Source organism: Erysipelothrix inopinata (assembly GCF_014396165.1).
GTDB classification, from domain to species: Bacteria; Bacillota_I; Bacilli_A; order Erysipelotrichales; family Erysipelotrichaceae; genus Erysipelothrix; species Erysipelothrix inopinata.
The window spans coordinates 2,178,614-2,205,554 of the sequence record NZ_CP060715.1 but is presented as its reverse complement, the minus strand read 5'-3'; the positions used below and the strand labels follow the sequence as shown (position 1 = coordinate 2,205,554).

23 protein-coding genes are annotated in these 26,941 nt (G+C 36.6%); 21 read left to right on the top strand and 2 right to left on the bottom strand.

Going from position 1 to position 26,941, the window contains the following annotated elements; all coding sequences use genetic code 11:
• The 12 genes from H9L01_RS10585 to H9L01_RS10715 all read left to right on the top strand — a co-directional run bounded on the left by H9L01_RS10585 (position 1) and on the right by H9L01_RS10715 (position 13,506).
• Positions 1–1,200, top strand: coding sequence for an extracellular solute-binding protein (locus H9L01_RS10585; protein ID WP_187533913.1), 1,200 nt, complete (start codon positions 1–3; stop codon positions 1,198–1,200).
• Positions 1,201–1,244: 44 nt separating this feature from the next.
• Positions 1,245–2,600 carry a carbohydrate ABC transporter permease gene (locus H9L01_RS10580; RefSeq protein WP_187533912.1) on the top strand — a complete coding sequence of 452 codons (1,356 nt, stop codon included), beginning with the start codon at positions 1,245–1,247 and terminating at the stop codon, positions 2,598–2,600.
• Complete coding sequence (locus H9L01_RS10575; RefSeq protein ID WP_223151029.1) at positions 2,597–3,451, top strand: sugar ABC transporter permease; 855 nt, start codon at positions 2,597–2,599, stop codon at positions 3,449–3,451. Before H9L01_RS10580 ends, H9L01_RS10575 begins: the two co-directional genes overlap by 4 nt.
• A complete protein-coding gene (locus tag H9L01_RS10570) occupies positions 3,451–4,935 on the top strand; it encodes an alpha-amylase family glycosyl hydrolase (RefSeq protein ID WP_187533911.1) in 1,485 nt (494 codons plus the stop codon). Before H9L01_RS10575 ends, H9L01_RS10570 begins: the two co-directional genes overlap by 1 nt.
• Before the next feature lie 56 nt (positions 4,936–4,991).
• Entirely contained in the window at positions 4,992–5,981 is a 990-nt protein-coding gene (locus H9L01_RS10565) for a LacI family DNA-binding transcriptional regulator (RefSeq protein WP_187533910.1), read from the top strand.
• A 59-nt stretch (positions 5,982–6,040) separates the two neighbouring features.
• Positions 6,041–8,281 (top strand): glycogen/starch/alpha-glucan family phosphorylase, encoded by a 2,241-nt coding sequence (gene glgP, locus H9L01_RS10560; protein WP_187533909.1) that lies wholly within the window; start codon positions 6,041–6,043, stop codon positions 8,279–8,281.
• 1 nt (position 8,282) lies between these two features.
• Positions 8,283–9,707, top strand: coding sequence for a 4-alpha-glucanotransferase (gene malQ, locus H9L01_RS10555; protein ID WP_187533908.1), 1,425 nt, complete (start codon positions 8,283–8,285; stop codon positions 9,705–9,707).
• Between the two features lie 70 nt (positions 9,708–9,777).
• Entirely contained in the window at positions 9,778–9,906 is a 129-nt protein-coding gene (locus H9L01_RS10915) for a hypothetical protein (RefSeq protein ID WP_281381185.1), read from the top strand.
• A gap of 198 nt (positions 9,907–10,104) precedes the next feature.
• A complete protein-coding gene (gene tnpA / locus H9L01_RS10550; protein ID WP_187533212.1) occupies positions 10,105–10,560 on the top strand; it encodes an IS200/IS605 family transposase in 456 nt (151 codons plus the stop codon).
• A 195-nt stretch (positions 10,561–10,755) separates the two neighbouring features.
• On the top strand, positions 10,756–11,286 hold the full coding sequence (locus H9L01_RS10545; RefSeq protein ID WP_187533907.1) for a TetR/AcrR family transcriptional regulator: 531 nt from the start codon (positions 10,756–10,758) through the stop codon (positions 11,284–11,286).
• Positions 11,283–12,158, top strand: coding sequence for a GNAT family N-acetyltransferase (locus tag H9L01_RS10540; protein ID WP_187533906.1), 876 nt, complete (start codon positions 11,283–11,285; stop codon positions 12,156–12,158). Before H9L01_RS10545 ends, H9L01_RS10540 begins: the two co-directional genes overlap by 4 nt.
• Before the next feature lie 202 nt (positions 12,159–12,360).
• On the top strand, positions 12,361–13,506 hold the full coding sequence (locus H9L01_RS10715) for an LPXTG cell wall anchor domain-containing protein (protein WP_223151028.1): 1,146 nt from the start codon (positions 12,361–12,363) through the stop codon (positions 13,504–13,506).
• Positions 13,507–13,651: 145 nt separating this feature from the next.
• Here the strand turns inward: H9L01_RS10715 and H9L01_RS10525 are convergent, their stop codons facing one another.
• On the bottom strand, positions 13,652–14,932 hold the full coding sequence (locus H9L01_RS10525; RefSeq protein ID WP_187533903.1) for a PTS sugar transporter subunit IIC: 1,281 nt from the start codon (positions 14,930–14,932) through the stop codon (positions 13,652–13,654).
• Between the two features lie 295 nt (positions 14,933–15,227).
• On the opposite strand from H9L01_RS10525, the gene pyrR reads away from it, so the two are divergent.
• From pyrR to H9L01_RS10485, 8 genes are all read left to right on the top strand, one after another.
• Positions 15,228–15,734, top strand: a complete 507-nt coding sequence (gene pyrR / locus H9L01_RS10520; RefSeq protein ID WP_187533902.1) for a bifunctional pyr operon transcriptional regulator/uracil phosphoribosyltransferase PyrR — start codon at positions 15,228–15,230, stop codon at positions 15,732–15,734.
• 107 nt (positions 15,735–15,841) lie between these two features.
• Entirely contained in the window at positions 15,842–16,726 is an 885-nt protein-coding gene (locus H9L01_RS10515; RefSeq protein WP_187533901.1) for an aspartate carbamoyltransferase catalytic subunit, read from the top strand.
• Positions 16,723–17,982, top strand: a complete 1,260-nt coding sequence (locus H9L01_RS10510; protein ID WP_187533900.1) for a dihydroorotase — start codon at positions 16,723–16,725, stop codon at positions 17,980–17,982. The genes H9L01_RS10515 and H9L01_RS10510 overlap by 4 nt, the downstream gene beginning before the upstream one ends.
• The gene (locus H9L01_RS10505) at positions 17,967–18,962 is read left to right on the top strand and encodes a carbamoyl phosphate synthase small subunit (RefSeq protein WP_187533899.1); all 996 of its coding nucleotides are present in this window, start codon (positions 17,967–17,969) and stop codon (positions 18,960–18,962) included. The genes H9L01_RS10510 and H9L01_RS10505 overlap by 16 nt, the downstream gene beginning before the upstream one ends.
• Positions 18,962–22,054 carry a carbamoyl-phosphate synthase large subunit gene (carB, locus tag H9L01_RS10500; protein WP_187533898.1) on the top strand — a complete coding sequence of 1,031 codons (3,093 nt, stop codon included), beginning with the start codon at positions 18,962–18,964 and terminating at the stop codon, positions 22,052–22,054. The genes H9L01_RS10505 and carB overlap by 1 nt, the downstream gene beginning before the upstream one ends.
• Positions 22,051–22,794, top strand: a complete 744-nt coding sequence (locus H9L01_RS10495; protein WP_187533897.1) for a dihydroorotate dehydrogenase electron transfer subunit — start codon at positions 22,051–22,053, stop codon at positions 22,792–22,794. Before carB ends, H9L01_RS10495 begins: the two co-directional genes overlap by 4 nt.
• Positions 22,791–23,717: a dihydroorotate dehydrogenase gene (locus tag H9L01_RS10490; protein ID WP_187533896.1), complete on the top strand. Its 927-nt coding sequence runs from the start codon at positions 22,791–22,793 to the stop codon at positions 23,715–23,717. Before H9L01_RS10495 ends, H9L01_RS10490 begins: the two co-directional genes overlap by 4 nt.
• 79 nt (positions 23,718–23,796) lie before the next feature.
• Entirely contained in the window at positions 23,797–25,734 is a 1,938-nt protein-coding gene (locus H9L01_RS10485; RefSeq protein ID WP_187533895.1) for a glycoside hydrolase family 18 protein, read from the top strand.
• A 129-nt stretch (positions 25,735–25,863) separates the two neighbouring features.
• On the opposite strand, the gene H9L01_RS10480 is transcribed toward H9L01_RS10485, so the two are convergent.
• Entirely contained in the window at positions 25,864–26,319 is a 456-nt protein-coding gene (locus H9L01_RS10480; protein ID WP_187533894.1) for a nucleoside deaminase, read from the bottom strand.
• Positions 26,320–26,493: 174 nt separating this feature from the next.
• On the opposite strand from H9L01_RS10480, the gene H9L01_RS10475 reads away from it, so the two are divergent.
• Complete coding sequence (locus H9L01_RS10475; RefSeq protein ID WP_187533893.1) at positions 26,494–26,910, top strand: hypothetical protein; 417 nt, start codon at positions 26,494–26,496, stop codon at positions 26,908–26,910.
• Positions 26,911–26,941 lie beyond the last annotated feature (31 nt).

Here is a 26,941-nt window from a genome sequence, read left to right as displayed (position 1 = left end):
GTGAAACGATTTATGAAGGTTTTTGCAACATTATTTGTTGTACTCGCTGTAGCAGGATGTTCAGGACAAAAGAAACCATCCAATGAAACAGTGAATCTAAAAGTATGGGGATCCCAAGAGTCACAAGAACTCTTAACAGAACGAGTTGAAGCATTTAAGAAAGCCAACCCGGACAAGAAATATGAAATTGAAATCAAAGTTGTAGGAGAACCAGACGCACGTGATATGGTAACTCAAGACTTGGATGCAGCTGCAGACGTATTTGCATTCGCAAATGATCAACTCAAAGATTTAGTTGAAGCAGGCGCACTTTATGAAATTACAAAAAATAAAGAACAAGTGGTGAAAGATAATGTCGAAGGATCAATTGAATCCGCAACATTGAATGATAAATTATACGCATATCCAATGACAGCAGATAATGGTTACTTCATGTATTATGACAAATCAGTCTTCTCAGAAGAAGATGTGAAATCTCTTGATGCAATGATTAAAGCTGCAGAACAAAAAAATAAGAAAATCTTTATGGATGTATCAAACGGTTGGTATATCGCAAGTTTCTTCTTAGGAGCAGGCAATAAAATCGAAATCAAAGATGGTAAACAAGTCTTAGACTTTAATAACGAAACAGGTGTAAAAGTTGGGGAAGTTATCCGTAAGTTCACAGCATCACCTGCATTTATTACTGGTGATGACGCAATCTTACAAGCAGGAATGGGTGATACCATTGCAGCTGGTGTTTCCGGATCATGGGTAGCAAAAGGTGTCAGTGAAAAACTTGGTGACAACTATGCAGCAGCTAAACTTCCATCATACACATTAGATGGTAAAGAAGTTCAAATGGCTAGCTTTGGTGGTTACAAACTCATGGGAGTCAAGAAGAATACTAAGAACCCAGTGGATGCATTAGCTCTTGCAGAATTCTTAACGAATGAAGAAAGCCAATTAGCTCGATTCAAAAAACAAGAACTCGGACCTTCAAATATTAAAGCAGCAGCAAATCCAGATGTCGCAGCTAACGTAGCTTTAAAAGCTCTTGCTGATCAAGCACCATTTGCACACAGTCAAAATGATGTTCTTGGAAGTTTCTGGAAACCAGCAGAAGCATTCGGACTTGCACTTGAAGATAAAAATCAAGATTCAATGAAGACACTTCTCGATAAAATGGTTTCACAAATTCAAGACGGTGTTGTTGAGTAACATTTAGGGGCGTATGCCCCTTTCATTATTAAGGAGAAAATGAAATGGATAAACTGACACAACCCATTAAGAATTTCTTCGATGGGTTCAAAAAAGGGGATAAAATTACTCGCTGTGCATATTTTATTATGGGATCGGGAGCCTTTCTGAGAAAACAATTTATTAAAGGCTATCTCTATCTCTCAGCACAGATTCTATTCATACTATATATGATACGTTTTGGGTTCAGTCAACTTTCAGGGTTAACGACATTAGGGACAACACTTGCAGGTGAAGTGTTTGATGAAGCTCAAGGAATATATCTTTATTCTGAAGGGCATAACTCGATGTTGATGCTACTCTTTGGGGTATTCTGTATCTTTGTCATTATAGGATTCTTTGCAATCTACTTCATGAGTGTACGAGGCGCAATTGCGAATCAAAAACTTATTGAAGAAGGTAAGTCACTACCAGGATTCAGAGATGAATTGAAAACACTATTGAATGAACGCTATCATGTTACGATTTTAGCATTACCTACAATTCTTACGTTTGCATTTACCATTGCACCGTTGGTCTTCATGGTACTCATTGCATTTACTAACTTTGATGTTGATCACCAACCTCCAGGAAGCCTCTTTACGTGGGTTGGACTTCAAAACTTCAAAGACTTACTTTACAATAATAAGATTATTTCTGGAACATTCTTTGCACTCTTAAAATGGACATTTATTTGGGCAATCTTCGCAACATTCCTAAACTATATCTTTGGGATGCTGCTGGCAATGCTTATTAACTCTAAAGGAATTAAGATTAAGAAATTCTGGAGAACAATTTTCATTATTTCTATCGCGATTCCACAATTTGTTAGTTTACTCTTAATGTCTCAATTACTTCATGATCAAGGACCTGTCAACGTACTTCTCATGAACTGGGGTGTCATAAGTGAACCCATTAAATTCTTAACAAATGGAACATTAGCTAAGATTACAGTTATCGTCGTTAACTTGTGGGTGGGTGTCCCTTATACAATGTTGATTACTTCGGGTATCTTGATGAATATTCCAGAAGACATGTATGAAAGTGCACGAATTGATGGTGCTGGACCTGTACGACAATTCTTTAGTATCACACTTCCTTACATGCTCAGTGTCACAACACCTTATTTAATTACCCAATTTATCGGTAATATCAATAACTTTAACTTAATCTTCTTGTTAACAGGTGGGGGCCCATTATCACTTGATTACTATCAAGCTGGTAAAACAGACTTACTTGTAACATGGCTCTATAAATTAACACTCACTGAAAAGAACTATGCGTTGGCTTCAACTGTAGGTATTATTATCTTCGTAATTAGTGCAGTGTTATCACTGGTTGTATTTAGAAAAGTTACTGCAAAGGAGAGTGATTTCCAATGATGAAAGGAATCAAAGCAAAACGACGTGCTAAATCAACAGTCGGACATATTATTTTATCAATTCTAAGTGTCATTTGGTTGCTTCCAGTAGTATGGATTATCATGACTTCGTTCAGAGGGGAGCCCGGTGCTTTCACAAGTTATGTTGTTCCGAAACAATGGACACTTGATAACTACATCAAGCTCTTTACTGAAACATCCCGTTATAACTTTCCACGTTGGTTCATGAATACGTTTATTGTTGCAGTATTCACATGTGCAATATCTACAATTATTACACTAGCAACATCGTATGCATTCTCAAGATTGAGATTTAAACTTCGTAAACCAATGATGAATGTCGTCTTGGTTATTGGGATGTTCCCAGGATTTATGTCAATGATTGCGATTTACTACTTAATCAAAGCTATTGGATTGGATCAGTCACTAGCTGCCCTTGTTCTTGTTTATTCAGGGGGTGCTGCCATGGGATACTATATCTCTAAGGGATTTTTCGATACGATACCAAAAGCAATTGATGAATCAGCAATTATTGATGGTGCAACACGTCACGATATTTTCTGGAAAATTACATTACCACTTTCCAAACCAATTATCGTGTATACCGTATTAACATCGTTTTTAGCACCATGGGTAGACTTTATCTTCGTAAGTTTCATTATGCGAGATAACTACAATAACTATACGGTTGCATTAGGATTGTTTGAGATGCTGAAACGGGAAAATATTAATCAATACTTTACTCAATTCTGTGCAGGGGCGGTAATCATCGCAATCCCAATCACAATCTTATTTATCATTATGCAAAAATACTATGTTTCAGGTGTCACAGGGGGTTCTGTTAAAGGATAATGAAAAAATTTGGAATTATTCTTCTTGGAATATTAGTTTTAGTTGGATGTACGCCTCAAAAGAAGGCGTACGTTCATCCTGAAGTACCATCTCTATACTATGAAATATTTGTTGCATCGTTCTATGATTCCAATGGTGATGGGGTTGGGGATCTAGAAGGTGTAAAAGAAAAACTCCCTTACATACAAGAAACATTAGGTGTCTCCAATCTTTGGTTGATGCCTATCAATCCATCGCCTTCATATCACAAATACGATGTTGTGGATTACTATGATATCGATAAATCTTATGGTGATATTGAAAGTATGAAATCATTACTTTCATCAATGAAAGACAGAGACATGACTTTAATTATGGATTTGGTCTTGAATCATACTTCAAGCGATCATCCTTGGTTTAAAGAGGCCGTAGCTGCCAAGCAATCGGGAACATGCTCTGAAACTAAATACTGTGACTACTATAACTTTAGTGATTCATGGCAAAAAGGTTACAATGAAATTGGTTCAGGACTTTGGTATGAATCTGTATTTACCGAATCAATGCCAGACTTGAATCTAGACAATCCGGATGTAAGAAATGAAATCAAAGAAATTGTGACATTTTGGTTTAATCTTGGAGTCTCAGGATTTAGACTGGATGCTACAACTCATTTCTATGAAGATGAAACATCTAAAAATACTGAGTTTCTAAGTTGGTTTAACACCATGGCTAAAGAAATCAATCCACAAGCTTATATCGTTGGAGAAGCATGGGTACCCAACAGTACAATCGCTCAAATGTATGATTCGAAAATTGATAGCTTCTTTAATTTTGGTGTCAGTCAAGCACAAGGTGATATTGTGAAAAGCATCAAAAAAGAAGATGGCCAAGCACTATCAAAAAAAGTTGCGGACTATAATGATGAAATTCGCAGTCATAATCCCAAGGCTAAAGATGCACCATTTTTATCGAATCATGATAACGGACGTTCAGCGAGTTATTTTACAGATGAAAAAGAACAAAAGCTTGCGGCTTCAATTTATCTAACCATGCCGGGAACACCATTTATTTACTATGGTGAAGAAATTGGCCTTAAAGGTAGTGGGATTGATGAAAATAAACGTCTTCCAATGATTTGGTCACAAAAAGACGATAAAGGAAGAACAAACCCGCCTAAAAATGCAGACTATACAGTACCGTTTGAAAGTTCAGTAGAGGATCAACTTAAAGATTCTCAATCGCTTATCAATCACTATATTAAAGTTATTGAAATAAGAAATAAATACTCCCAAATATCAACCGCAAACCCAATTAGTTTACCAAGTGATGCGCCACTTTATGTCATGCAATTTGACGATATCATTGTTGTTCATAACCTATCTTCTGAACAACAAAGCTTAACTGGGAAATATGAAATATTGGATATAATATCTGGGGATGCCAAAGGGCAAGCCTCACAACTAAATGTTGAAGGCTATAGCAGTCTTGTAATCAAACATAAATAAACTATCCTATATTAAAAGGATGATGCTATAATAGTTTCATGTCAGGAGGAAAGAGCATGGTTAGTATTAACGATGTCGCTAAAAAAGCCGGTGTAGGTGTTTCGACAGTCTCGAAGGTCTTAAACAATTACAGTAGTATTAGCGACGCTACACGAGCAAAAGTAATGGATGCTGTGGATGAACTCAATTATGTTCCGAACTCCATCGCATCAGCACTTTCCTCAAAGCAGGGGAAACGTGTTGCTTTAGTCATTTTCATTAATAACCAACGTCAAGCAATTGATGAGATTAATATGCAATATCTCTTCGGAGCAATGAATCAAGCTAAAGAACTCAAACTTGAAGTTATTCCAGTTTTCTCAAATGTTCTTGAGAAAAAAACAGCCCGTGATATATTACAATACTTTAATTCTTTACGTGTTAATGCTATTGTATATTATGGCCTCTCTAAAGAGGCAGTAGAATATCAAGAGGTAATTGATATGGATGTTTTCCCAACTGTTGTTGTGGATGCACCCATCCAAGGACCTCGTACCTCATATGTCATGGTAGACCATGAAAAAGCGCAATATGAAATTGCTTCGATGATGATTCAACGTCATAAGGCAAAGAAAATTCTATACCTAGCAGGACGTCGTGACGGCTATGTCACTGATTTACGTCTCCAAGGTGTTGTGGATGCATGTGATCACAATCACGTGAAAATCAACGCACAATATGCTAATTTTAGTGAAAAGAAAGCGCGTGAGCTAACAATCAAACATGCAAAAGATGCAGATCTTGTCATCTGTGCTTCCGATTTGATTGCCATTGGAGCTGTCCATGGACTTCAAGAAATGGATGAGTTTAGACCTGTTTGTGGTTATGATGGGATTACACTGTTAGGATATATCGATTCCAAAATCGATACTGTAGATCAAGATTTTTATAAAATCTCAGTTGCAGCAGTGAATGCCGTACACAACTTGCTTCAAGGAAATCCTTCAGAAGCAATCTTACTTGACTATGAAATTAAAACCATATCATATGATGATGTTATTATGTAAAAGAGGGTGAGAACCCTCTACTATTAATACGTTTTAGAAAACGTTTTCGGAGGAAAAATATGTTTAAAGAAGAATTAGAAAGCATGATGAGCTGTTCATTAGAATCAGCAACTACCGCACAAATTTACGAGGCAGTCCTTGCCCTAACTCAAGAAAAAATAAATCAAACACCCCAAGTACATGGTGAACGTACCATTTACTATATGTCAGCAGAGTTTTTAATTGGAAAATTATTATCGAATAACCTGATGAACTTAGGTATTTACGATGACCTCAAGGATACACTAGCAGAAAGCGGTCATAATATTACGGATATTGAAGCTTATGAACCCGAACCTTCCCTTGGGAATGGTGGACTTGGACGTCTTGCTGCATGTTTCATGGATTCTATCGCTACCCTAGGTCTTAATGGTCAAGGATTGGGATTGGTTTATCATTACGGATTATTTAAACAAGTATTCGCCAAAAACTTACAACATGAAGAAAAAGATGCTTGGTTGGATAAACCAGGTTGGTTAAACAAAACTGATTTTGCTACTGAAGTGATGCTTGGCGACGTTAAAGTAACGGGTCGTATGTATCAAATTGATATTCTTGGATATAATGGTGAAAAAGCACCACTCCGTCTTTTTGACCTAGAATCACTTGATGATTCTATTATTGAAGCTGGAATTCAATTTAATCAACAAGCGATTGATAAAAACTTAACGTTATTCCTATACCCTGATGACTCCACTGAAGCGGGTCAAAGACTCCGTTTCATTCAACAATACTTCATGGTTTCATGTGGTCTTGCATGGATTCTGAAAGAACATGGTGATCATCTTGATCACTTGGATGAATTTGTTACAATTCAAATTAATGATACTCATCCTTCAATGGTTATTCTTTTACTCTTACGTGAGATGTTGAATAAAGGTATTAGCTTTGACCATGCAGTTAAGGTTATTTCAAACACCTGTGCATATACAAACCATACGATCTTGGCAGAAGCATTAGAAAAATGGCCTCTTCATTATTTTGAAGCAATGGATCCAGAGCTTGTCACGCTTCTTCATAGACTTGATGAAGTTGGAAAAACGCGCAGTCAAGATCCAAGCACAGCAGTCATCGATCATGAACAACGTGTTCACATGGCGTCTCTAGCAATTCATTTTAGTAAATCTACAAATGGTGTTGCAGCATTGCACACAGAAATTCTTAAGAACAGTGAATTAAAACCATTCTTTGATATTTATCCAGAACGATTTAATAATAAAACAAATGGTATTACATTCAGAAGATGGTTGATGTATACCAATAAACCTCTAACTAATTTTATTGAAACTCGTATTGGTGATGGATTTAAACGTGATGCAATGGAACTTCAAAAACTGGAAGAATTTACGAAAGATGAGAATAGTCTTAAAGAACTTCTAGCCATTAAAGATATGAAGAAACAAGAACTTGCAGACTTTATTCTAGCTACCGAAAATACTAAAATTAATCCTCATTCAATTTATGATATTCAAATTAAACGTATGCATGAATACAAGCGTCAACAAATGAATCTGCTTTATGCAATTCATATGTATCAAGAAATTAAAAAGGGAAATATCCCAAGTCGCCCGATTACCTTATTCTTTGGTGCTAAAGCAGCTCCAGCCTATACGATTGCGAAAGATATAATTCACGCACTCCTTACTCTAGCTGAAGTGGTTCATCAAGATCCACAGGTAAATCAACATCTCCAAATTGTATTTGTAGAAAACTATAATGTTACTAAGGCAGAAATGTTGATTCCTGCAAGTGACATTTCCGAACAAATTTCACTTGCATCAAAAGAAGCAAGTGGAACCGGTAATATGAAATTCATGTTAAATGGTGCCTTAACACTTGGAACAATGGACGGTGCAAACGTTGAAATTTGTGAGCTTGTAGGACAAGAGAATATTTATATTTTTGGAGAATCTAGTGATGAAATCATTAACCATTACAAGTTAGGAGATTATCATCCAGGTAACTACTATAATCATAATGAAATGATTCGAAATGCTGTTGATTTTATTAATGGACTTGAAATGCTTGCGTTTGGTAAGAAAGAAAATCTTGATAGACTTCACCATGAGCTCATTACAAAAGACTGGTTTATGACTTTAATTGATCTTGAGTCATACATAGAAACAAAAAATAGAATGATATCTGACTACGAAAACAGATTAGAATGGGCACAAAAAATGTTAATAAACATTTCACGTGCAGGATTCTTCTCAAGTGATCGTACTATTGAAGAATATAATAGAGATATTTGGAAGGTGTAATATGAAACATACTCGTACTGCAGGGGTGTTAATGCCCGTATCGAGTTTTGAAGGAACACTGGGAATTGGAGACTTTGGTCAAAGTGCTTATGATTGGATTAATCAATTGGCTGACACCGGTGCCACAATCTGGCAAATCCTTCCCTTAAATCCAGTTGGATATGGCAATAGCCCTTATCAAACCTATTCCTCATTTGCAGGAGATGAAATCTATATATCTATTGAAGTTCTGTTTCAAAGTCTCGGATTAGAATATGATTTTGAGCCTGAAAGGGAAACTACAATTCATTACGATAGTGTTCGTGATCGTAAGAAATTTGCATTGCTTCAAGCCTTTGAAGTCTTTGAGAAAAATGATGCCTATGCATCTTTCTTGGAAGTATCGAAACCATGGCTTGATGAATATGTTGAATTTATCGCATTAAAAAAACATAACGATAATGCATCATGGCTTGATTGGACTGAATTTGAAACATTAGAGGAGAATTTAGAATATGAGCGCTTTGTTCAGTTTGTGTTTTATGAACAATGGATGGATCTCAAAGCATATGCGAATAGTCTTGGAATTATTGTTGTGGGTGATATTCCCATTTACCTAGGGCATGACTCCGCAGAAGTCTATCACCATCGTGATCAATTTCTTTTGAACCCTGATGGAAGTGCTGCCTGGGTTGCAGGTGTTCCACCCGATCATTTTAGTGATGAAGGGCAACATTGGGGCAATCCACTCTACGACTGGGATGCAATGGCGAAAGATAACTATTCACTTTGGATAGAAAGACTTCGCTGGAACCAACGGATGTTTGATGTGATTCGTATTGATCACTTTAGAGCATTTGATACTTACTGGGCAATTCCTGGTACAAGTGATACCGCTCGAATTGGTGAATGGCGACTTGGACCAAGACACGCATTCTTTGATTGTATGTATGAAAATATCGAAGACTTAAACCTTGTTGTTGAAGACTTAGGAGATTTACGTCCAGAAGTGTTAGAACTTAGAGATGACTATAACTTAATGGGAATGACCATCATTCAATTTAATATTAAACCTAATGAATTGAAACGTGATGCATCAATGGGAACCAATGTTTTAGTCTACACAGGAACACATGACAACCAACCGATTCAAGGATGGGTCCAAGATTTAACACCTGGAAATCATTTGAAAATTTCTGCCAATTTAAGAGACCTAGGTATTAACGAAAGAACGTTATGGAAACAATTATGTTCTTATACTTTATCTTTAAATGCAGACTGGGCTATATTACCCATGCAAGACCTTATGGGAATGGGAGATGAAACACGTATTAATTCTCCCGGAACTATAGGATCTCCTAACTGGGAATGGAAACTCGATATCGACTCTAATCTAGAAGATGGATTCGAATTCTTAGCATATCTTATTGATAAACATAATCGATAATAACTTCTCTATGAGTTTTTCAACTTTAAAAAGAATGACTAATAACACGTGAGAGAAAGGAGAATCATCTATGAATTCAGTTCAAGGATCATTATTTATGCTCATCATTTCCATATTAGTTTTATGTTTTGGAATTTTCACAATTCATAAATCCTTAAAGAAAATGAAAGAAGAAAAAATGAAATACGAACAAAAGTAAGGTATTAATTAAGAACTGTTTTAAATTTTATAGAGTACTAAGACCTGTCATTCAATATGATGGGTCTTTTATTATCGTTTTAGAAAACCACACGCTATGCGTGTGAGAACATAAACTTATAGAGTTGTAACAGAAAAAAACCTCCATGTTATTATAAATGTGACTGACAATCGCAAATATAAACAAGGAGGTAATAACTTGGTACCAAGTGAAAATAGTTTAGCACATACTCGATGGAATTGTAAGTATCACATTGTGTTTATTCCGAAATATAGACGCAAAGTAATCTATGGGAAACTTAGAATAGACATCGGATCAATTCTAAGAAAGTTATGTGAAATGAAAGATGTAGAAATCATTGAGGCCCATGCATGTGTAGATCATATTCATATGTTGGTGAAGATACCACCGAAATTATCGGTATCTGCGTTTGTGGGATACCTTAAGGGTAAAAGTACATTGATGATTTTTGATAGGCATGCAAATCTCAAATATAAACAAGGAAATAGAAACTTCTGGGCAAAGGGATACTATGTGAGTACAGTAGGACTTAATCAGAAAACAATTGAGAACTACATTAGAAGCCAAGAGACAGAAGATAAGCTACGAGATGAAATGACAAAGCGAGAATATATTGATCCCTTTAAGGGATAGTAAGCAATGAAATAGCGGTTGTCAGTCTCAATGAAAAAACCCCTTTAGGGTCGTGAGCAGGAAGCCCTTCTAGGGCGATACTAAAACTACCCGTTATACGGGTAGATATTTATTAATAGTAAAAAGAACTGTTTTTATTTACAAACACTCGTATATGATATACTATAGTATCAAATGAGACACAGGAGTATCAAAATGACAAAACGAAACTATGTACTGGAAAACTCTTTGAGCTATATGACGATGAATCCAATGGCATCTGTTGAAGACATTGCGAAGAATTCTCAGATAAGCAAAGCAACATTCCATAGAATGTTTACGGGAAGAGAAGATTTTCTCTTTGAACTTGCAATACTCTCGATTGGTAAATTGAAGGTTGCGCTTAAAAATATCGATGAGACTAACCTTGATCTGAAGTTAGAGAGAATACTGGAAATTTTAATAAAAAATGGTGACCATGTGTACTATCTTTTTTACTACCCGAATCCCGAATCCACAGACAAAATATTGTCACTTCTCAAAACAGAACTAGATTTTTATTATGCGTTTCTTGAAACATGCTATCACAACAAGATTCTAAATTCTCAGATTCCCTTACCACTTCTTGAGAATACAATTCATTCGATTGTTTCTATGATTTGGATTCAGAAGTATTTAGGGAATTATACAGAGAGCGATGCCGTTACTTTTGGTAAACAGCTCATTATGAAAGGAATTACGCAATGAAAAAAGTATTAATTAATAACCACGAATATCAATTCACAAATGATATTCTAAATATGCCCGCCATCCGTCAAAGCTTTAACAAACTTACTCTTGAAGTATTTGAAATCAGTTTTGAAGACTGGTACCAACAAGGGTATTGGAAAGATCAATATCAGCCCTATGTACTTCTGGATAATGATGTCGTTGTTGCGAATGTATCCGTCAATAAAATGAGAATTAAAAAGGATTCAGATATTTATAATGTGATTCAAATTGGAACAGTGTGCACTCAAGAGGCGTATCGAAACAAAGGTCTTATCCGATATTTAATGAATCAAGTTCTAACAGATTATAAAGATCAATGCATCTATCTTTTCGCGAATGATACCGTTTTAGATTTCTATCCTAAATTTGGATTTAAGTATCACAATGAATACCAATATGTCATTTCAAACGAACAACCATCCAACCACGATTTTAAAAAAATTAATCTATCAGGCGCAAATCATCTGTCTCATTTTACACAATACTATAAGATTGGAAACCCTTTTTCTAAAGTTGAAATGATTGATAACCTGTCGTTGATTATGTTTTATCTCAGCGGTCCATTTAGTGAAATGATTTATTATAGTAAATCTTTAGAAATATACGCCATTTATGACGATGAAACTCATATGCTCTTTGATGTTTATGGAACTATAAAACTTTCTTTAGAAGAAATTATCGGTTCACTTACTGATACATCAAAAGTTACACTAGGCTTTACACCCATAGATAGTCAAAATATGCATGTTACAGAGGGAGACTTTGATGATAATGCACTCTTTGTCATTAACGATTCAGAAAATACATTTGGAAACACGATGTGTCTTCCATACCTATCACATGCATAAAAAAACTGGCCGAAAGTCCAGTTTTAATTTTTAATATTAGAACTAATGATAGTAGATTGAACTATTCTATCCCACAAATTGTCATAAATAGATTTAAAGTGAATGTTCTGTGATGTAATGTGATAAAATAATGAGATTCCTCGTTTTGCCCTTACTATGAATTTATCAAATGATATAATTTCTTTTATAAGGGAGAGAATTTATGAAGAAAATTAAAATAATAGTTTTAACACTTGTACTAATTATTTCGCCTACATTTATGATTATTTCCGCAGACTATGATCCACTGTCCAAAGATATTCATATTGAAGAATTGGTGATTAATCAAACTTATAAAGAGGATGGTAAGTTAACTGGAGTTATTAGTGGAAGGAATTATCTCAGTGATGATGACATCAAACTAAATGAGAGTAATTCTAATTGGGAGGCATATCCTGATGAAAGTTTAAAAAATATTTTTTCTGGCGGAAACCTTTTTAGAATTACAGAATATACTTACTATGGATACTACATCAGTTACGTAGATGGAAGTAGAGAAATAGGACTCGAGGGCAAGCTAGATTATGAAACTTTGAGGGCAAGAGAAGCTAGCTCAGGGAAAAAGATTGCAAAAATTTCTACACTATTTGGACCGAAATCTAAAATTACCTTTAACTATAATCTGGTAAATGCTGATGGAAGTAGAACACTTTTAAAGTCTGAAACATCCTATGGTAAATTCACAACAAAATATCCTAATCAATTTGCTGTTGATGGAGAACAGGCAACTCTCAATTCATTCGTTAATGATTATATTTTAGTGAATAAAGATATTCCGAGAGTTTATGACTATAAAGATGATGATCAAATTATAGAAATAGACTTGAACTTACCTACTTATATTGTGAACTTCAAGGATAAGGCTGGAAACGAATTAAGAAAAGCTGAGTATTTTATACCTGTGGTAGGAGATGTTTTTAAGTATAAGGCTCCTGAAATTGAAGGGTATTCAATTATAGAAAATGGACTAATTGAAGAAGAGTATAGTAATCATAGTAAGGAATTCACAGTTATATATGATAAAACTGTGAAACCGGTAGATCCTGTAAAGCCAGTAGATCCTGTAAAGCCAGTAGATCCAGTGAAGCCGGTAGATCCAGTGAAGCCGTTAGATCCTGTAAAGCCAGTAGATCCAGTGAAGCCAGTAATCACAATAGATAACGGAAAAAATAAAGAACAAATTAATAAGACACCTACATTACCAAATACCGGTATTGATAATAACATGCTTATGATTGGTGGTATCGTTATAATTTTGGGGTGTGGTGCTTCAATTCTAAGTATGAAAAATAGAAAAAGAGAGAATTAATCTTTTGTAAAATTAATGGGTTCTGATTTTATAAAGAAATCAGGATATGATACTTTTTTGATTTCTATGTTCAAAATAATAAAGAGAGCCATTGCTGTGTTTCATCACAAGCTTAATGGCTCTTTTATATTTATTTAGTTTTAAATTAGGCTATAGTTTCAGTAATGACTTCTTCAGCCAAAAGTTTTTTATCGTAAGATTTCACGAATGGATAATAAATTAATAGAGAAATTGTAAAGTTTATAAGTACTAATATGACAGCTCGCCAATCACCACCTGTTGAAAGATAGGCCTTAATTGGAGCTGGAACCGCAAATGGTGCTACGACACTAACACGTGCTACTAAATCAAGTTTCATTGCAATATAAGTAATTGTTGTGGTAATTGCTGGTCCAACTATAAATGGAATGGCTAGAATGGGGTTAACCACAATGGGTGCTCCAAATACTACAGGTTCATTAATGTTAAAGATACCTGGAACAATGGATAACTTACCAATTTGTTTTAGGTACGATGATTTACAGAATAACATTAAGACACAAAGAGCTAATGTTCCTCCTGATCCGCCAATCCAAACAAAGAGATCGAAGAAGCCTTCAGTACCGATGTTTGTTGCGACACGACCTTCTGCTACAGCTGTGATATTTTGTTCTAAAAGAACAATCCAGATAGGGCGCATAATGGATCCTATAACTGAGACACCATGGACTCCTGCAGACCAAAGAATCGTTATGAGTAAGACTGGAATAATGACACCAGCATAGGAGTTACCAGCAATACTTACAAGTGGTGAGAAAACTCCCATGAGTACTTCGTTAATATTAATTTTTAAGATAACTGCAACGAACCACATTAAAGTGATTACAATCATACCCGGAATAATTGCCTCAAATGAACGTGCAACAGCAGGTGGCACTTGTTCAGGCATGCGTATGGTGACGTTATGTTCTTTACAGAAACGAAGAATTTCAACTGCAATAATCATTGAAAGGATTGCGGTAAACATACCTGCACCACCAAGATAGGTCATTGGAAGTGTGAAACCTAAAGAATTCCCTGTTGCCTCAGATACCGCAACTTGTGGAACAATTGTCATTAAGAATGCACCCAGTGATAAAACCCCACCTGATGTGCCATCAAGTTTATAAGATTGAGCGAGAACGCTACCCATTCCGTATGCTGCATAAACAGCCATAAGACCGACAGTGATTCTATACGGAATCATAATTTGTGCAACATAAGGCGCAATTAATTCTTTCCAAGCTGGAACTGGGAAGTTTACTATTAATACAAAGAAACTTCCAATCATAATCATTGGCATTGTTGAGATAATACCATCACGTACAGCTTGTAAATGTCGCTGTTCCGCTAACTTCGATAATGGTGGGAGAAGTTTTTCTTCTATCCACGCTAATGCTTTTTCCATATTCCCTCCTCGGGCGAAAGCCCTTACTAAAACCAATTATACATATAATCTAAGCGTTTGCAATAATAATTTCTAAAATGTATATAAAACATAAAACATATTTTCAAGACAAATAAAATATTTCATCATGTTTGAGTGAGTTTGAGTTGACTTAGAATAAATGTCGCGTTATGATGATAAAAAGAAGTCCTTTAACATTGTCCTGTGAGGCAGCGAAGGAAAGAGTTCATACCATTAAAGTATTCTTAATGAGTCTCTTTTCGCGTAGAAGAGACTCTTTTTAATGGAGGGAACTATGTCTAAAACTATTCTAAATGATCAAGAGATGGATCGTGCATTGACACGTCTCTCTTATGAAATTATTGAACGGAACATGGGTGTTGAGAATGTTGTATTAGTTGGTATTGAAACGCGAGGAATATATCTTGCAAAAAGACTTGCAACTAAAATCTCGGAAATTGAAAGTAATATTTCTGTTCTCTCAATTAATATCGATGATTATCGGGATGATAATCATGATGTTGTGAGACAAAACCATGAAGCAATTCTAACGGATAAACGGGTTGTCTTGGTTGATGATGTTTTATTTACAGGAAGAACAGTTCGTGCCGCAATGGACGGTGTGATGGATTTGGGCAGACCCAAAGACATTTCTCTGGCTGTCTTGATTGATAGAGGTCATCGAGAACTTCCTATCAGACCAGATTACATTGGTAAAAATGTACCGACATCTAAAAAAGAACGTGTATACGTTCGCGTCAAAGAGATTGATGGATTGGATGAAGTAACAATTGAATCGTAAGTCGTGATTTCACTTTAATTGGTTCCGAGAGTTCCAGAAGAGAAAACACATTTTGATGTTTCTTGCCTGGACTTTAGTAAGTTCAGGTTTTTTTATGGAGGAAGAGAATGAAAAATTTCTTAAGTGTCGATGATTTAGAAATAGAAACAGTCGCTAATTTGATAACTCAAGCGATCAAATTTAAAGAGGGAAGTGAATTACCTAAGTTTTGTGGAACAGTTGTGAATATGTTTTTTGAAAATAGCACGCGAACGAAACATAGTTTTGAAATGGCAGAACATAAATTAGGGTTACATACAATGAATTTTGATGTGAGTACAAGTTCAGTAAATAAAGGCGAGAGTTTGTATGATTCGGTGTTGACAATGCAGGCTTTAGGAGCGGATGTTGCCGTGATTCGGCATGGTGACAATGATTTCTATGAAACATTAAAACCATTAAATATTAGCATTGTTAATGCTGGTTCAGGATGTGGATCGCATCCATCTCAATCCCTTCTTGACATGATGACGATTGTTGATGAATTCAAAACAATCGTCGGATTAAAAGTTGTGATTGTTGGAGATATCCGTCATTCTCGGGTTGCTATGTCTAATATGAAATTATTAAAAAGAATGGGTGCCCAAGTCTATTTCTCGGGACCTGAAAAGTTCTTTGATGAATCTTATTTAGACTTTGGTGAATATATTGAACTGGATGATGCCTTAAAAATAGTGGATGTCGTGATGTTGCTAAGAATTCAACTAGAACGTCATGAAGATGCTATGAAGACAACGCAAGAAACCTATCATGAATTGTATGGGTTGACAGAAAAACGATATGAATCACTTTTAGATCATGCAATTATCATGCATCCAGCTCCAGTGAATCGTGATGTTGAAATTTCGGGTTGTTTGGTGGAATCGAAGCAATCACGGATTGTGGAGCAAATGACGAATGGTGTCTATATGAGAATGGCGATACTTGAAAAAATAATGGAGGAGAAAAAATGAAACTTATATTAAAAAATGGAAAACAAATAGTCAGAGGGAATACGTTAAAGTGTGTTGATATTGCGATTGAGAAAGGTGTTATCGTCGCGATAGGAAACGATTTACAGGGAGATGAAGTGATTGATTTAGGTGGGAAACTTGTGATGCCTGGATTGGTTGATGTTCATGTCCACCTTAGAGAACCAGGTTTTACCGATAAAGAAACTATAAAGACTGGAAGTAATGCAGCAGCTCGAGGTGGATTCACAACAATTTGTGCGATGCCTAACACCAATCCCATACCGGATACCGTCAAAAAAATGAATGATATTAAAGACATTATCGTCAGGGATGCAGTGGTTCATGTTCATCAGTATGCACCGATTACAATGAATCTTCGTTCTGATGAACTCGTGGATATGGAAGCCATGGATGCATTTGCTTATACCAATGATGGTGTTGGTGTTCAGACATCGGGAACCATGTATCAAGCGATGAAAGAAGCTGCTCGCATTAATAAACCGATTGTCGCCCATACAGAAGATGAAAGCTTGCTATATGGAGGTGTGATGCATGAAGGAATTCGTAATAAAGAATTGGGATTGCCAGGGATTATGGGCATTACAGAATCCTCTCAAATAGCTCGTGATATTTTGATTGCGAAAGAAACGGGATGTCATTATCATGTTTGTCATGTTTCAAGCAAAGAAAGTATCGCAGCCATTCGTTTTGGAAAAACGATCGGAGTACGGGTTACAGCCGAGGTATCGCCACATCATCTCATCTTAAATGAAATGGATGTTTGCTGTGATGATGCAAATTATAAGATGAATCCACCCTTACGCTCGATTGAGGATCAACAGGCACTTATTGGTGGACTTCTTGATGGTACGATCGATATTATCTCAACCGATCATGCACCGCATACTGTTGAAGATAAAGAATCAGGATTTGTGGGTAGCCCATTTGGAATCACAGGCAGTGAAATTGCCTTTGCACTGATATACACACATTTCATTAAAACAGGCATGATGACTTTAGCTCAAGTTCAAGATTGGATGAGTTTGAAGCCGGCTAAGTTATTCAATCTCAAGGGGTCAAGTCTCAGTGTTGGCCAATCGGCTGATATATCAGTATTCGATTTAGAAACTGAACATACCGTAAAAGAAACAGAATTTAAATCAAAATCAATAAACACACCCTTTATCGGTGCCAAACTTCAAGGTATGTGTGCTCTGACAGTAGTCGAAGGAGAGATTGTATGGAACGTTATTTAATCTTGGAAGATGGAACAGTATTTATTGGACAAGCCTTTGGGTACCAATCAGTAGTTTCAGGATCCTTAAAAATTTATACTGGTGCACAAGGATATCAAGAAGTAATGACATCACCCAACAATGAAGAAACAATTGTTATTTATGCTTATCCCAGTATTGGAAATTCTGGAATAAACATTGAAGATGACCAATCGTTGCAAGGGGGATGTTCCGGAGTAATTGTGCGTCAGTATTCAATGACACCATCCCACTGGAGATCTCAAAAATCACTGGAAGAAGCAATGATACTGAATAAAATACCAGGAATTAAAGATATTGATACCCGAAGACTTGTACGTTACATACGACAGAATAACATTAAAACTGCGATAATTTCTGATACATTAGAATCTTCAAAATCGAGTGATGAAAAACCAAGTATCAAGCATATTAATGGAACTTATCAAGTTCAAGGAAAAGGGCCTCGGGTTACAATTCTTGATTTTGGTGTGAATCAAACAATGATTCAAAATCTCATGAATCATCAGTGTCATATCACCGTTTTGCCATACACAAGTTCGATTGAAACCATAGACGCAACTTACCCGGAAGGCATTTTGCTAAGCAATGGATCTCTGGCTAATGAAGTACAAGACAATCACATTGAAGCAATCAAATCAAACTTTAAATCAATTCCAATTCTTGGATTGGGATTGGGGGCACATCTTCTACTTGGAGTGTTACCCGAAAATAGAATGTTTGATTCCTCGCAGACCACAGCGATGAAACCACAACTAGTTAAATCATTATACGGTGGTTTTAAAGTGATAGATGAACATGTAATGACGTTAGAAAAAGATTTAAATACTGATGTTACTTTGGCATATAAGTACTCATATCAATCCATTTATGGATATGACTATGAGGAGAGTGATCCAAGAACTGAGTCCATTATTCAAACATTCATAGAGAATATGAAACAAGAAAAGGAGCAACACTAATGAAAACAATCAAAAGAATTCTTGTCATTGGATCGGGTCCAATTATTATCGGTCAGGCTGCGGAATTTGACTATGCAGGTACCCAAGCATGTCTAGCACTTCGTGAAGAGGGATATGAAGTTGTTCTAGTGAACTCAAATCCCGCAACAATTATGACGGATGCTAATATTGCAGATAAAGTATATATTGAACCACTCACAACTGAATTTGTAGAACGTATCTTAAAGTTAGAACGTATCGATGCAATCCTTCCTAATCTGGGTGGGCAAACAGGATTAAACCTAGCAATAGAACTTTATAATAAAGGAATTCTTGATAAACTGGGAGTCATCCTTCTTGGAACGTCTGTTGAAGCTATTGAAAAAGCAGAAGATCGTGAACTCTTCAAAAACTTAATGGAAGAACTTCACGAACCGATTGCTCCTTCTGCTATTATTCATAATGAGAAAGAAGCATTAGAAGCCGTAAAAGAGATTGGGTATCCGATTATTATCAGACCTGCTTATACATTGGGTGGTTCGGGTGGTGGCCGAGCAGAAAACGAAGCAGAATATCTAGAAATCGTAAATTCAGGACTCCTAATGTCCCCAGTTAATCAATGCCTTGTAGAACAGGATATTTCTGGATATAAAGAGATTGAATATGAAGTTATCCGTGATAAAGACGATAATGCGATGGTCATATGTACGATGGAAAACTTTGATCCTGTAGGTGTACATACGGGGGATTCAATCGTATTTGCACCGGCGCAAACGTTAACTCACCATGATATTGCTATGCTCCGAAATTCTTCTTTAAAAATCATCTCTGCTTTGGGAATTGAAGGAGGATGCAATGTTCAGTTTGCGCTCGATCCCTTTAGTGACCAATATTATGTTATAGAAGTAAACCCGCGAGTCTCTCGCTCCTCTGCCTTAGCAAGTAAAGCAACAGGGTATCCCATTGCGAAAATTACCGCGAAGATTGCGATAGGGAAAACACTTGATGAAATAGATCATCCGATCATTCCCGGTCAAAAAGCCTTCCGTGAACCTGTGGTAGATTACGTTGTAACGAAGATTCCTCGCTGGCCTTTTGATAAATTTAGTAGTGCCGACAGAAGACTGGGTACGCAAATGAAAGCAACTGGAGAGGTCATGGCATTAGCGCGTAATCTTGAGGCATCTCTTTTAAAAGCTGTACGATCCTTGGAGCTTGGTATTGATTCGCTTCATCTTGAATCCTTGAAAAAGAAAAAAGATGTGGAACTCTCGCAATTAATGAGCAAACCAACTGATGAGAGGCTGTTTGTTATCGCTGAAGCAATGCGTCGCGGCTTTAGTATTGAAGATGTTTATCAATTAACACGAATTGATCGTTTCTTTTTAAATAAGATTAAACATATTATCGAACTCGAGAAAAGCTCAGATGTAGCACAACAGAAATACTATGGCTTACCGGACTCAATTGTGGGTAGTCATACACTCAAACCAAGTTACAAACGTGTTGACGGAAGTGGTGGTGAATTTGAAAGTGATGTTGCTTACTTCTATAGTTCGTATGAAGAAGAAAATGAAAGTATTGTCAGCACTAAGAAAAAGATTATCGTGTTAGGTTCGGGTCCCATTCGTATCGGTCAAGGTGTGGAGTTTGATTATGCAACAGTACATTGTATTCAAGCAATTCAATCACAGGGATATGAAGCAATCATCATCAACAACAACCCTGAAACTGTGTCGACTGATTTTGAAATTGCCGATAAATTGTACTTTGAACCGTTAACTCATGAAGATGTAATGCATATTGTGAGACTTGAAAAACCTGAAGGAGTAATTGTTCAATTTGGAGGTCAGACTGCCATTAATCTTGCGGAAGGGCTTCAAAAAGAAGGTGTCACAATTCTTGGAACTCGATTAGAAGATATTAATCGTGCAGAAGATAGAGAACAATTTACAGAAACGCTCATCAAGTTGGACATTAAACAACCTGAGGGAGCAAGTGCGATGAATGAAGAAGCGTTAATAGAGATTGCTGAAAGAATTGGTTATCCAGTTTTAATTCGTCCAAGCTTTGTCCTTGGGGGTCAATCCATGAAGATTATTACTTCAACGCAAGAACTTCATGAACATGTTGAAACATTATCATTCAAACATCCTGTCCTCATTGATCGATATGTTTCGGGTATAGAGGTTGAAGTGGATGCGATTTGCGACGGTACAACTGTCTTAATTCCTGGAATTATGGAACATATTGAAAGAGCTGGAGTTCACTCAGGGGATTCAATGGCGGTCTATCCACCTCAAAACCTCGATGTAAAGATTCAAGAGAAAATTGTCAATATCACAACGAAGCTTGCTTTGGGTTTGAATACAGTTGGAATGATGAATATTCAATTCATTGTTCATAAAGATGATGTCTATGTTATAGAGGTAAACCCTCGTGCTTCTCGAACGGTACCATTTATGAGTAAAGTTACGGGAATTCAAATGGCCCAAGTTGCAACATGTGCGATGTTAGGGATCCCAATTGACTATCCATCGGGACTCGGTGCAGAAGTAAATGGTGTTCATGTAAAAGCGCCCGTGTTTAGCTTTGCAAAATTAAGAAGTGTCGACACATACTTGAGTCCAGAGATGAAATCTACAGGAGAGGTTATGGGTTCGGACCACACCTTAGAGAAAGCACTCTATAAGGCATTTATCGCAAGCGGTCATACCTTTAATGAGACAGGAAAAGTACTCTTGACAGTTGCGGATAAGTATAAAGAAGAAGTACTTCCAATGGCACAAAGACTGTCTATGCTCGGCTTTGAATTGCTTGCAACAGAAAACACAGCAGAGTTTTTGAACAATCATCAAATACCGGCTGTTGTGATATCAAAAGTAAATGAAAGTGATATTGATATACTCGACATTATTCGTAGTCATGAACTTAATTTCATCATTAATACCGTGAGTGGGGATACGCAAGCATTTAGTGATGGATTCATGATCCGACGTGTTGCTGCGGAACAAGGTGTTCCACTCTTTACATCTTTAGATACAGCACGAGTATTAATTAATGTTCTTGAGTCAAGAATGTTTAGCCCATGGAGTTTGGAGGAGAGACGATGAAACAAGAAAATATGTGTATTGTATCCAATCAAGAAGTAGCTCATAAAATATTTGAAATGAAACTTAAAGGAAAGCTTGTCGACATGATGAATGAATCGGGACAATTTCTTCATATAAAAACAAATCGACAGGACTTGATCTTAAGAAGACCGATAAGTATCGCGTCGATTGATGAAGAGACAGTTACGATTTTATACCGTGTCGTTGGACTGGGAACACAAAATTTCTCAGAACTTAAATCAGGAGATACTGTAGATGTGCTGGGTCCATTAGGTCATGGCTTCGAGATATCTCATATTCGGGAAAATGATGAAGTGTTAGTCGTTGGCGGAGGAATTGGGGTTGCCCCGCTCTATGAACTGGGAAAACAACTCTACGAAAAACATGCAAATATTACATTTGTTTTGGGATTTGCGAATAAAAATGATTGTTACTACTTAGAAAAATTTGAACAGTTGGGTCATGTTGTGATTACAACCGATGATGGATCATACGGCATTAAGGGTCATGTTGGAAATGGCATAGGACGTGTTAATCCGAGTTCAGTATATGCATGTGGTCCGATACCCTTGTTAAACTATGTACAGCATAAATTTGAAAAAATAGAGCATGTATACCTTTCAATGGAGGAGAGAATGGCGTGTGGAATGGGGGCATGCCACGCGTGTGATACAAAAGATAAAAAGAAACGGGTCTGCTATGACGGTCCGGTATTTAATGCGAAAGAGGTTGAATTATGAATCGATTAAAAGTAAGTTTACCAGGATTGGAATTAAAAAATCCAATTATTCCTGCGAGCGGTTGTTTTGGATTTGGTGAGGAATTTGCGCAATATTATGATCTCAGTATTTTGGGAGCTATCATGGCAAAGGCTGCAACATTAACACCGCGAGAAGGTAATGCACTTCCCAGAGTTTGTGAGACACCAGGGGGAATGTTGAATGCGATTGGTTTAAAAAATCCCGGTTTGGATGTGATTCTCAATGAAAAATATCCTTTCTTGGGACAGTTCGACGTTCCAATTATTGCGAATGTGGCAGGTTCTACAGAAGATGAGTATGTTGAAGTGTGTCGTCGTGTGAGTCAAGTGGAGAATGTAAAAGCAATTGAACTCAACATTTCTTGTCCGAATGTTAAAGAGGGAGGTGTCGCGTTTGGAACCGATCCTGAAGTAGCTGCCCGACTGACACGCAAAGTAAAAGAAGTTGCGACGGTACCAGTCTATGTCAAACTTTCTCCCAACGTCACAAGTATTGTGGAAATTGCTAAAGCCGTTGAGGAAGCCGGAGCAGATGGAATCACCATGATTAATACAGTTACAGCCATGAGAATTGATTTAAAAACGAGAAAACCAATTCTTGCAAACAAAACGGGCGGACTCTCAGGTCCGGCGGTAAAAGCACTCGCGATTCGTATGGTATATGAAGTTTCAAGAGCTGTAAGGATTCCAATTATTGGTATGGGAGGGATTGAAACGGTTGATGATGTTTTAGAGATGTACATGGCAGGTGCCAGTGCTGTCGCAATTGGAACTGCAAACCTTCACGATCCTTATGTCTGTCCTAAAATAATTGAAGCTCTTCCATTACGAATGGATGAGTTAGGAATCAAAGATATTGAGTCCTTAATTCAAGAAGTAAAGGTCCAAATAGAACAAGAATAAACCATAATGTTATAACCTTATGTTGTAAACGTTTTCAGCTTGTGCTATATTGTTGGTATGATTAAAAAGGGAGGGTATCATGAAAAAATTCTTAATCATGTTTTTTAGTCTTACTCTAATCTTGGGTATCGTACCTAAGATTTCTGTTAATGCACAAGAACCAAGCAATAAGAGGTTCATCATGTATTATGGTGACTGGTCTGTTGGTGATGACCAAGGTAATTTCCTACCTAAGGATATGCCGGCAGATTTATATACACACTTAAATTATGCTTTTATTGATTTTGATGATAACGGAGATTTGATGTTTGATGAAATCTACGCTTATAAACAAGATAACGGGCTTAATGCACCACATGCTTCAATGCAAGGGCTCTTATCGGCAGTAACACATCTTAAAACAGAAAATCCTAATCTGAAAGTAGGGATTTCCCTTGGTGGTTGGTCAAAGTCTGGTGATTTTAGTGCAGTAGCCAAAGATGATATTAAACGTAAGAATTTTGTCGATCAAGTGATGCGTCTTGTTGATTATGCAAATCTTGATTTTGTAGATGTGGACTGGGAATATCCAGGAATGGAGCGTTTCCCAGATTTGATTGATAATAAAGAAGATGAGGGAACACCTCTAGGTGGCCCGGATGACAAATGGTCCTACCCTCTTTTACTTAAAGATTTAAGAGAGGCTCTTGATGAAAAATCAAAGAGTTCTCAAAAGGATTACGAATTATCCATTGCAGCAACTTCAAGTGGTTGGAATGCAAGTTTTGGTCCTGCAATTGCTGATTTATTTGAACATATCGATTTTGCAAATATCATGACGTATGACACACATGGTAATTGGGACCAACAAGCTTATCACCATACTGCATTGATGGCAAACCCTAAGTATCCAAATATGTGGACTGCAGAACATGCTGTGAACTTCTATAAAAACCAAGGAGCTCCTTCGGAAAAAATAGTGATTGGTGTGGCAAATTACAGCCGTGGTTTCCATAAAGTTTCTTCAGACAATACGGATGCAAATCTACCAGGGTTTGGCGGTGAAATCCTTGAAGATTCAACTCATATCAAAGAAGATGGTTCTCCTGTAGGAAAAGGAGCATGGAACGATCGTCCATTAGTAGATGGGGACCAGGGACATGCAGCAGGCTTATGGGCATACCGAAACTTCGATCGCTTAGATAAAGTGTATCCAGGCATGGTTGAGTATTGGGATGATGTTTCAAAGATGAACTATATGTATAACAAAGATACAGGGGCATTCTTAAGCTATGACTCTGTAAAATCTGTGGAAGCCAAGTCAAATTATGTTCTTGATAACGATTTGGGAGGTATCATCGTATGGATGGCGTCTCAAGATAAAGAAACTGCATCCGGAAAACGAGATGAGCTTGCTACCACAATTCATAAGACACTCTTTAAAAATGGAAATCCTGTAGCAAATAAAAATCATCGTGATGTAGAACATCCGGGATTGAGTATCAAGGTTGAAAATAACACAATTACAATTACGAATGATTATGTTCCAAAAGAAACAGTTCCTGCTCTAAAGCAAGCAGAATTAAACCGTTACACATTAAAAAATCCTGTACTTGTATTTGAAACTGAAGAAGAGACTACAACATTTGAAATTTCAGAATATATTGCCCCAGGAGATGTTTATGAAATTGAAATCAACACCTTGAAACTGGGGAGTCTTAAGAGTTTATTTGAAAGAAACCTATCTGAGGATAAAGTGTTGAATAAAGTGATTGAATACAAAGCCATTGATCTTCGCGAAGAAGTAGAAGAAATTGTACCGCCAATTGAGGAAGTGAAACCTCCAGTTGAAGAAATAAAACCTCCCGTAGAGGAAGTGGAGACATCAACTGAAGACGTTAAAACTCCAATAGAAGAAAAAGAAGCATTACCTGCAACAGGTATTTCGCAAAATCTAACTCCTTATATTATGTTAGGGTTTGGCGTTATGTTAGTTGCTGGTGTTATTGTTAAAAGAAAGATAAAAGTAAATAACTAATTTATGAATAAGTTTCAGATAAATTAGGTCTCAAACATTGGTTTTAAATTTAAATAGTATTTACAAGCTAACTAGAATAAAGAAAGATGATGCATCGATTGGGACGCATCATCTTTTTTAACGATAGAATTACTTGGTTCCAAAATAGGATTGTAATATTTCGATGCCTTCAGCATTGAGAATATTTTTGGTAACTTCCGGTTGGTGGTGAGAGTTGAGGTATACAATTTCACTTGAGCTCACCTCAGGTTCTCCTAAGATTCGATTGAGATCACAGCTTCCTGCACTGTACACAAGTCGGTTCAAGGATGTCCAAACTGTCGCTCCCGAACACATGAAACAGGGTTCACAACTTGTATAAAGGGTGATGTCTGCTAAATCCATAACATGATGTTTCATACAGTATTCGCTTATTAATAGGAGTTCAGCATGATGCGTCGGATTGGAATGTGAATGAATCTTATTTTCGGTAGTTGCTACAATCTCACCATTTTTCACAAGAAGGGCACCAAAAGGTTCATTACCGTTCTCTACTGCACGTCGCGCTAAATCTAAGGCAATTGTCATTATTTGCTCATCATTCATAAGAGTCCTCTTTCTGTAATTTATACTCTAGACCCATTATATCAAGAAAATATCACATAGGAAGGTATACAACGCAATACAATCTGTGCTTTAATGAAATAAAGAAGCAACATCCATCATCTATCAACACAGAGTTAGTTATTGACAGACTGAGTCAATAGATAGGAGCATGCTATGAAACGTATAACAAAGTTAGTGATTCTAATTGTCATTGCTATAGTCTTTGGTATGTTTTACACTGTCGAAGTTAATGAAAATAAGCTCAGCAGTATCAAGGATATTAAAGTTTCAAGAATTACATTAAGTCATCATAATGAGATAGTGGAAGTGTCTCAAGAAAATCCTGATTTTAACGTAATTATTGAACTTATCTCACAAGTTAAACTAAGGAATAAATATGTGGGGCCGATAATGATAGGAGAAGGTATTGAAGTTTCATTTTACGAAGATAATCAACACATTGTAACAATCGTACCGGGACTTTCTCAGACAAATGTTGATGGTATCAAATTCAATACATCAGAAGATTCCTTTAAGATCGTCAATCAATTAGATCATATTCTGGGAAAGTATTATGGATATAATCAATAAGTAGTAATCAAATCTACTTTAGGAGGCACTG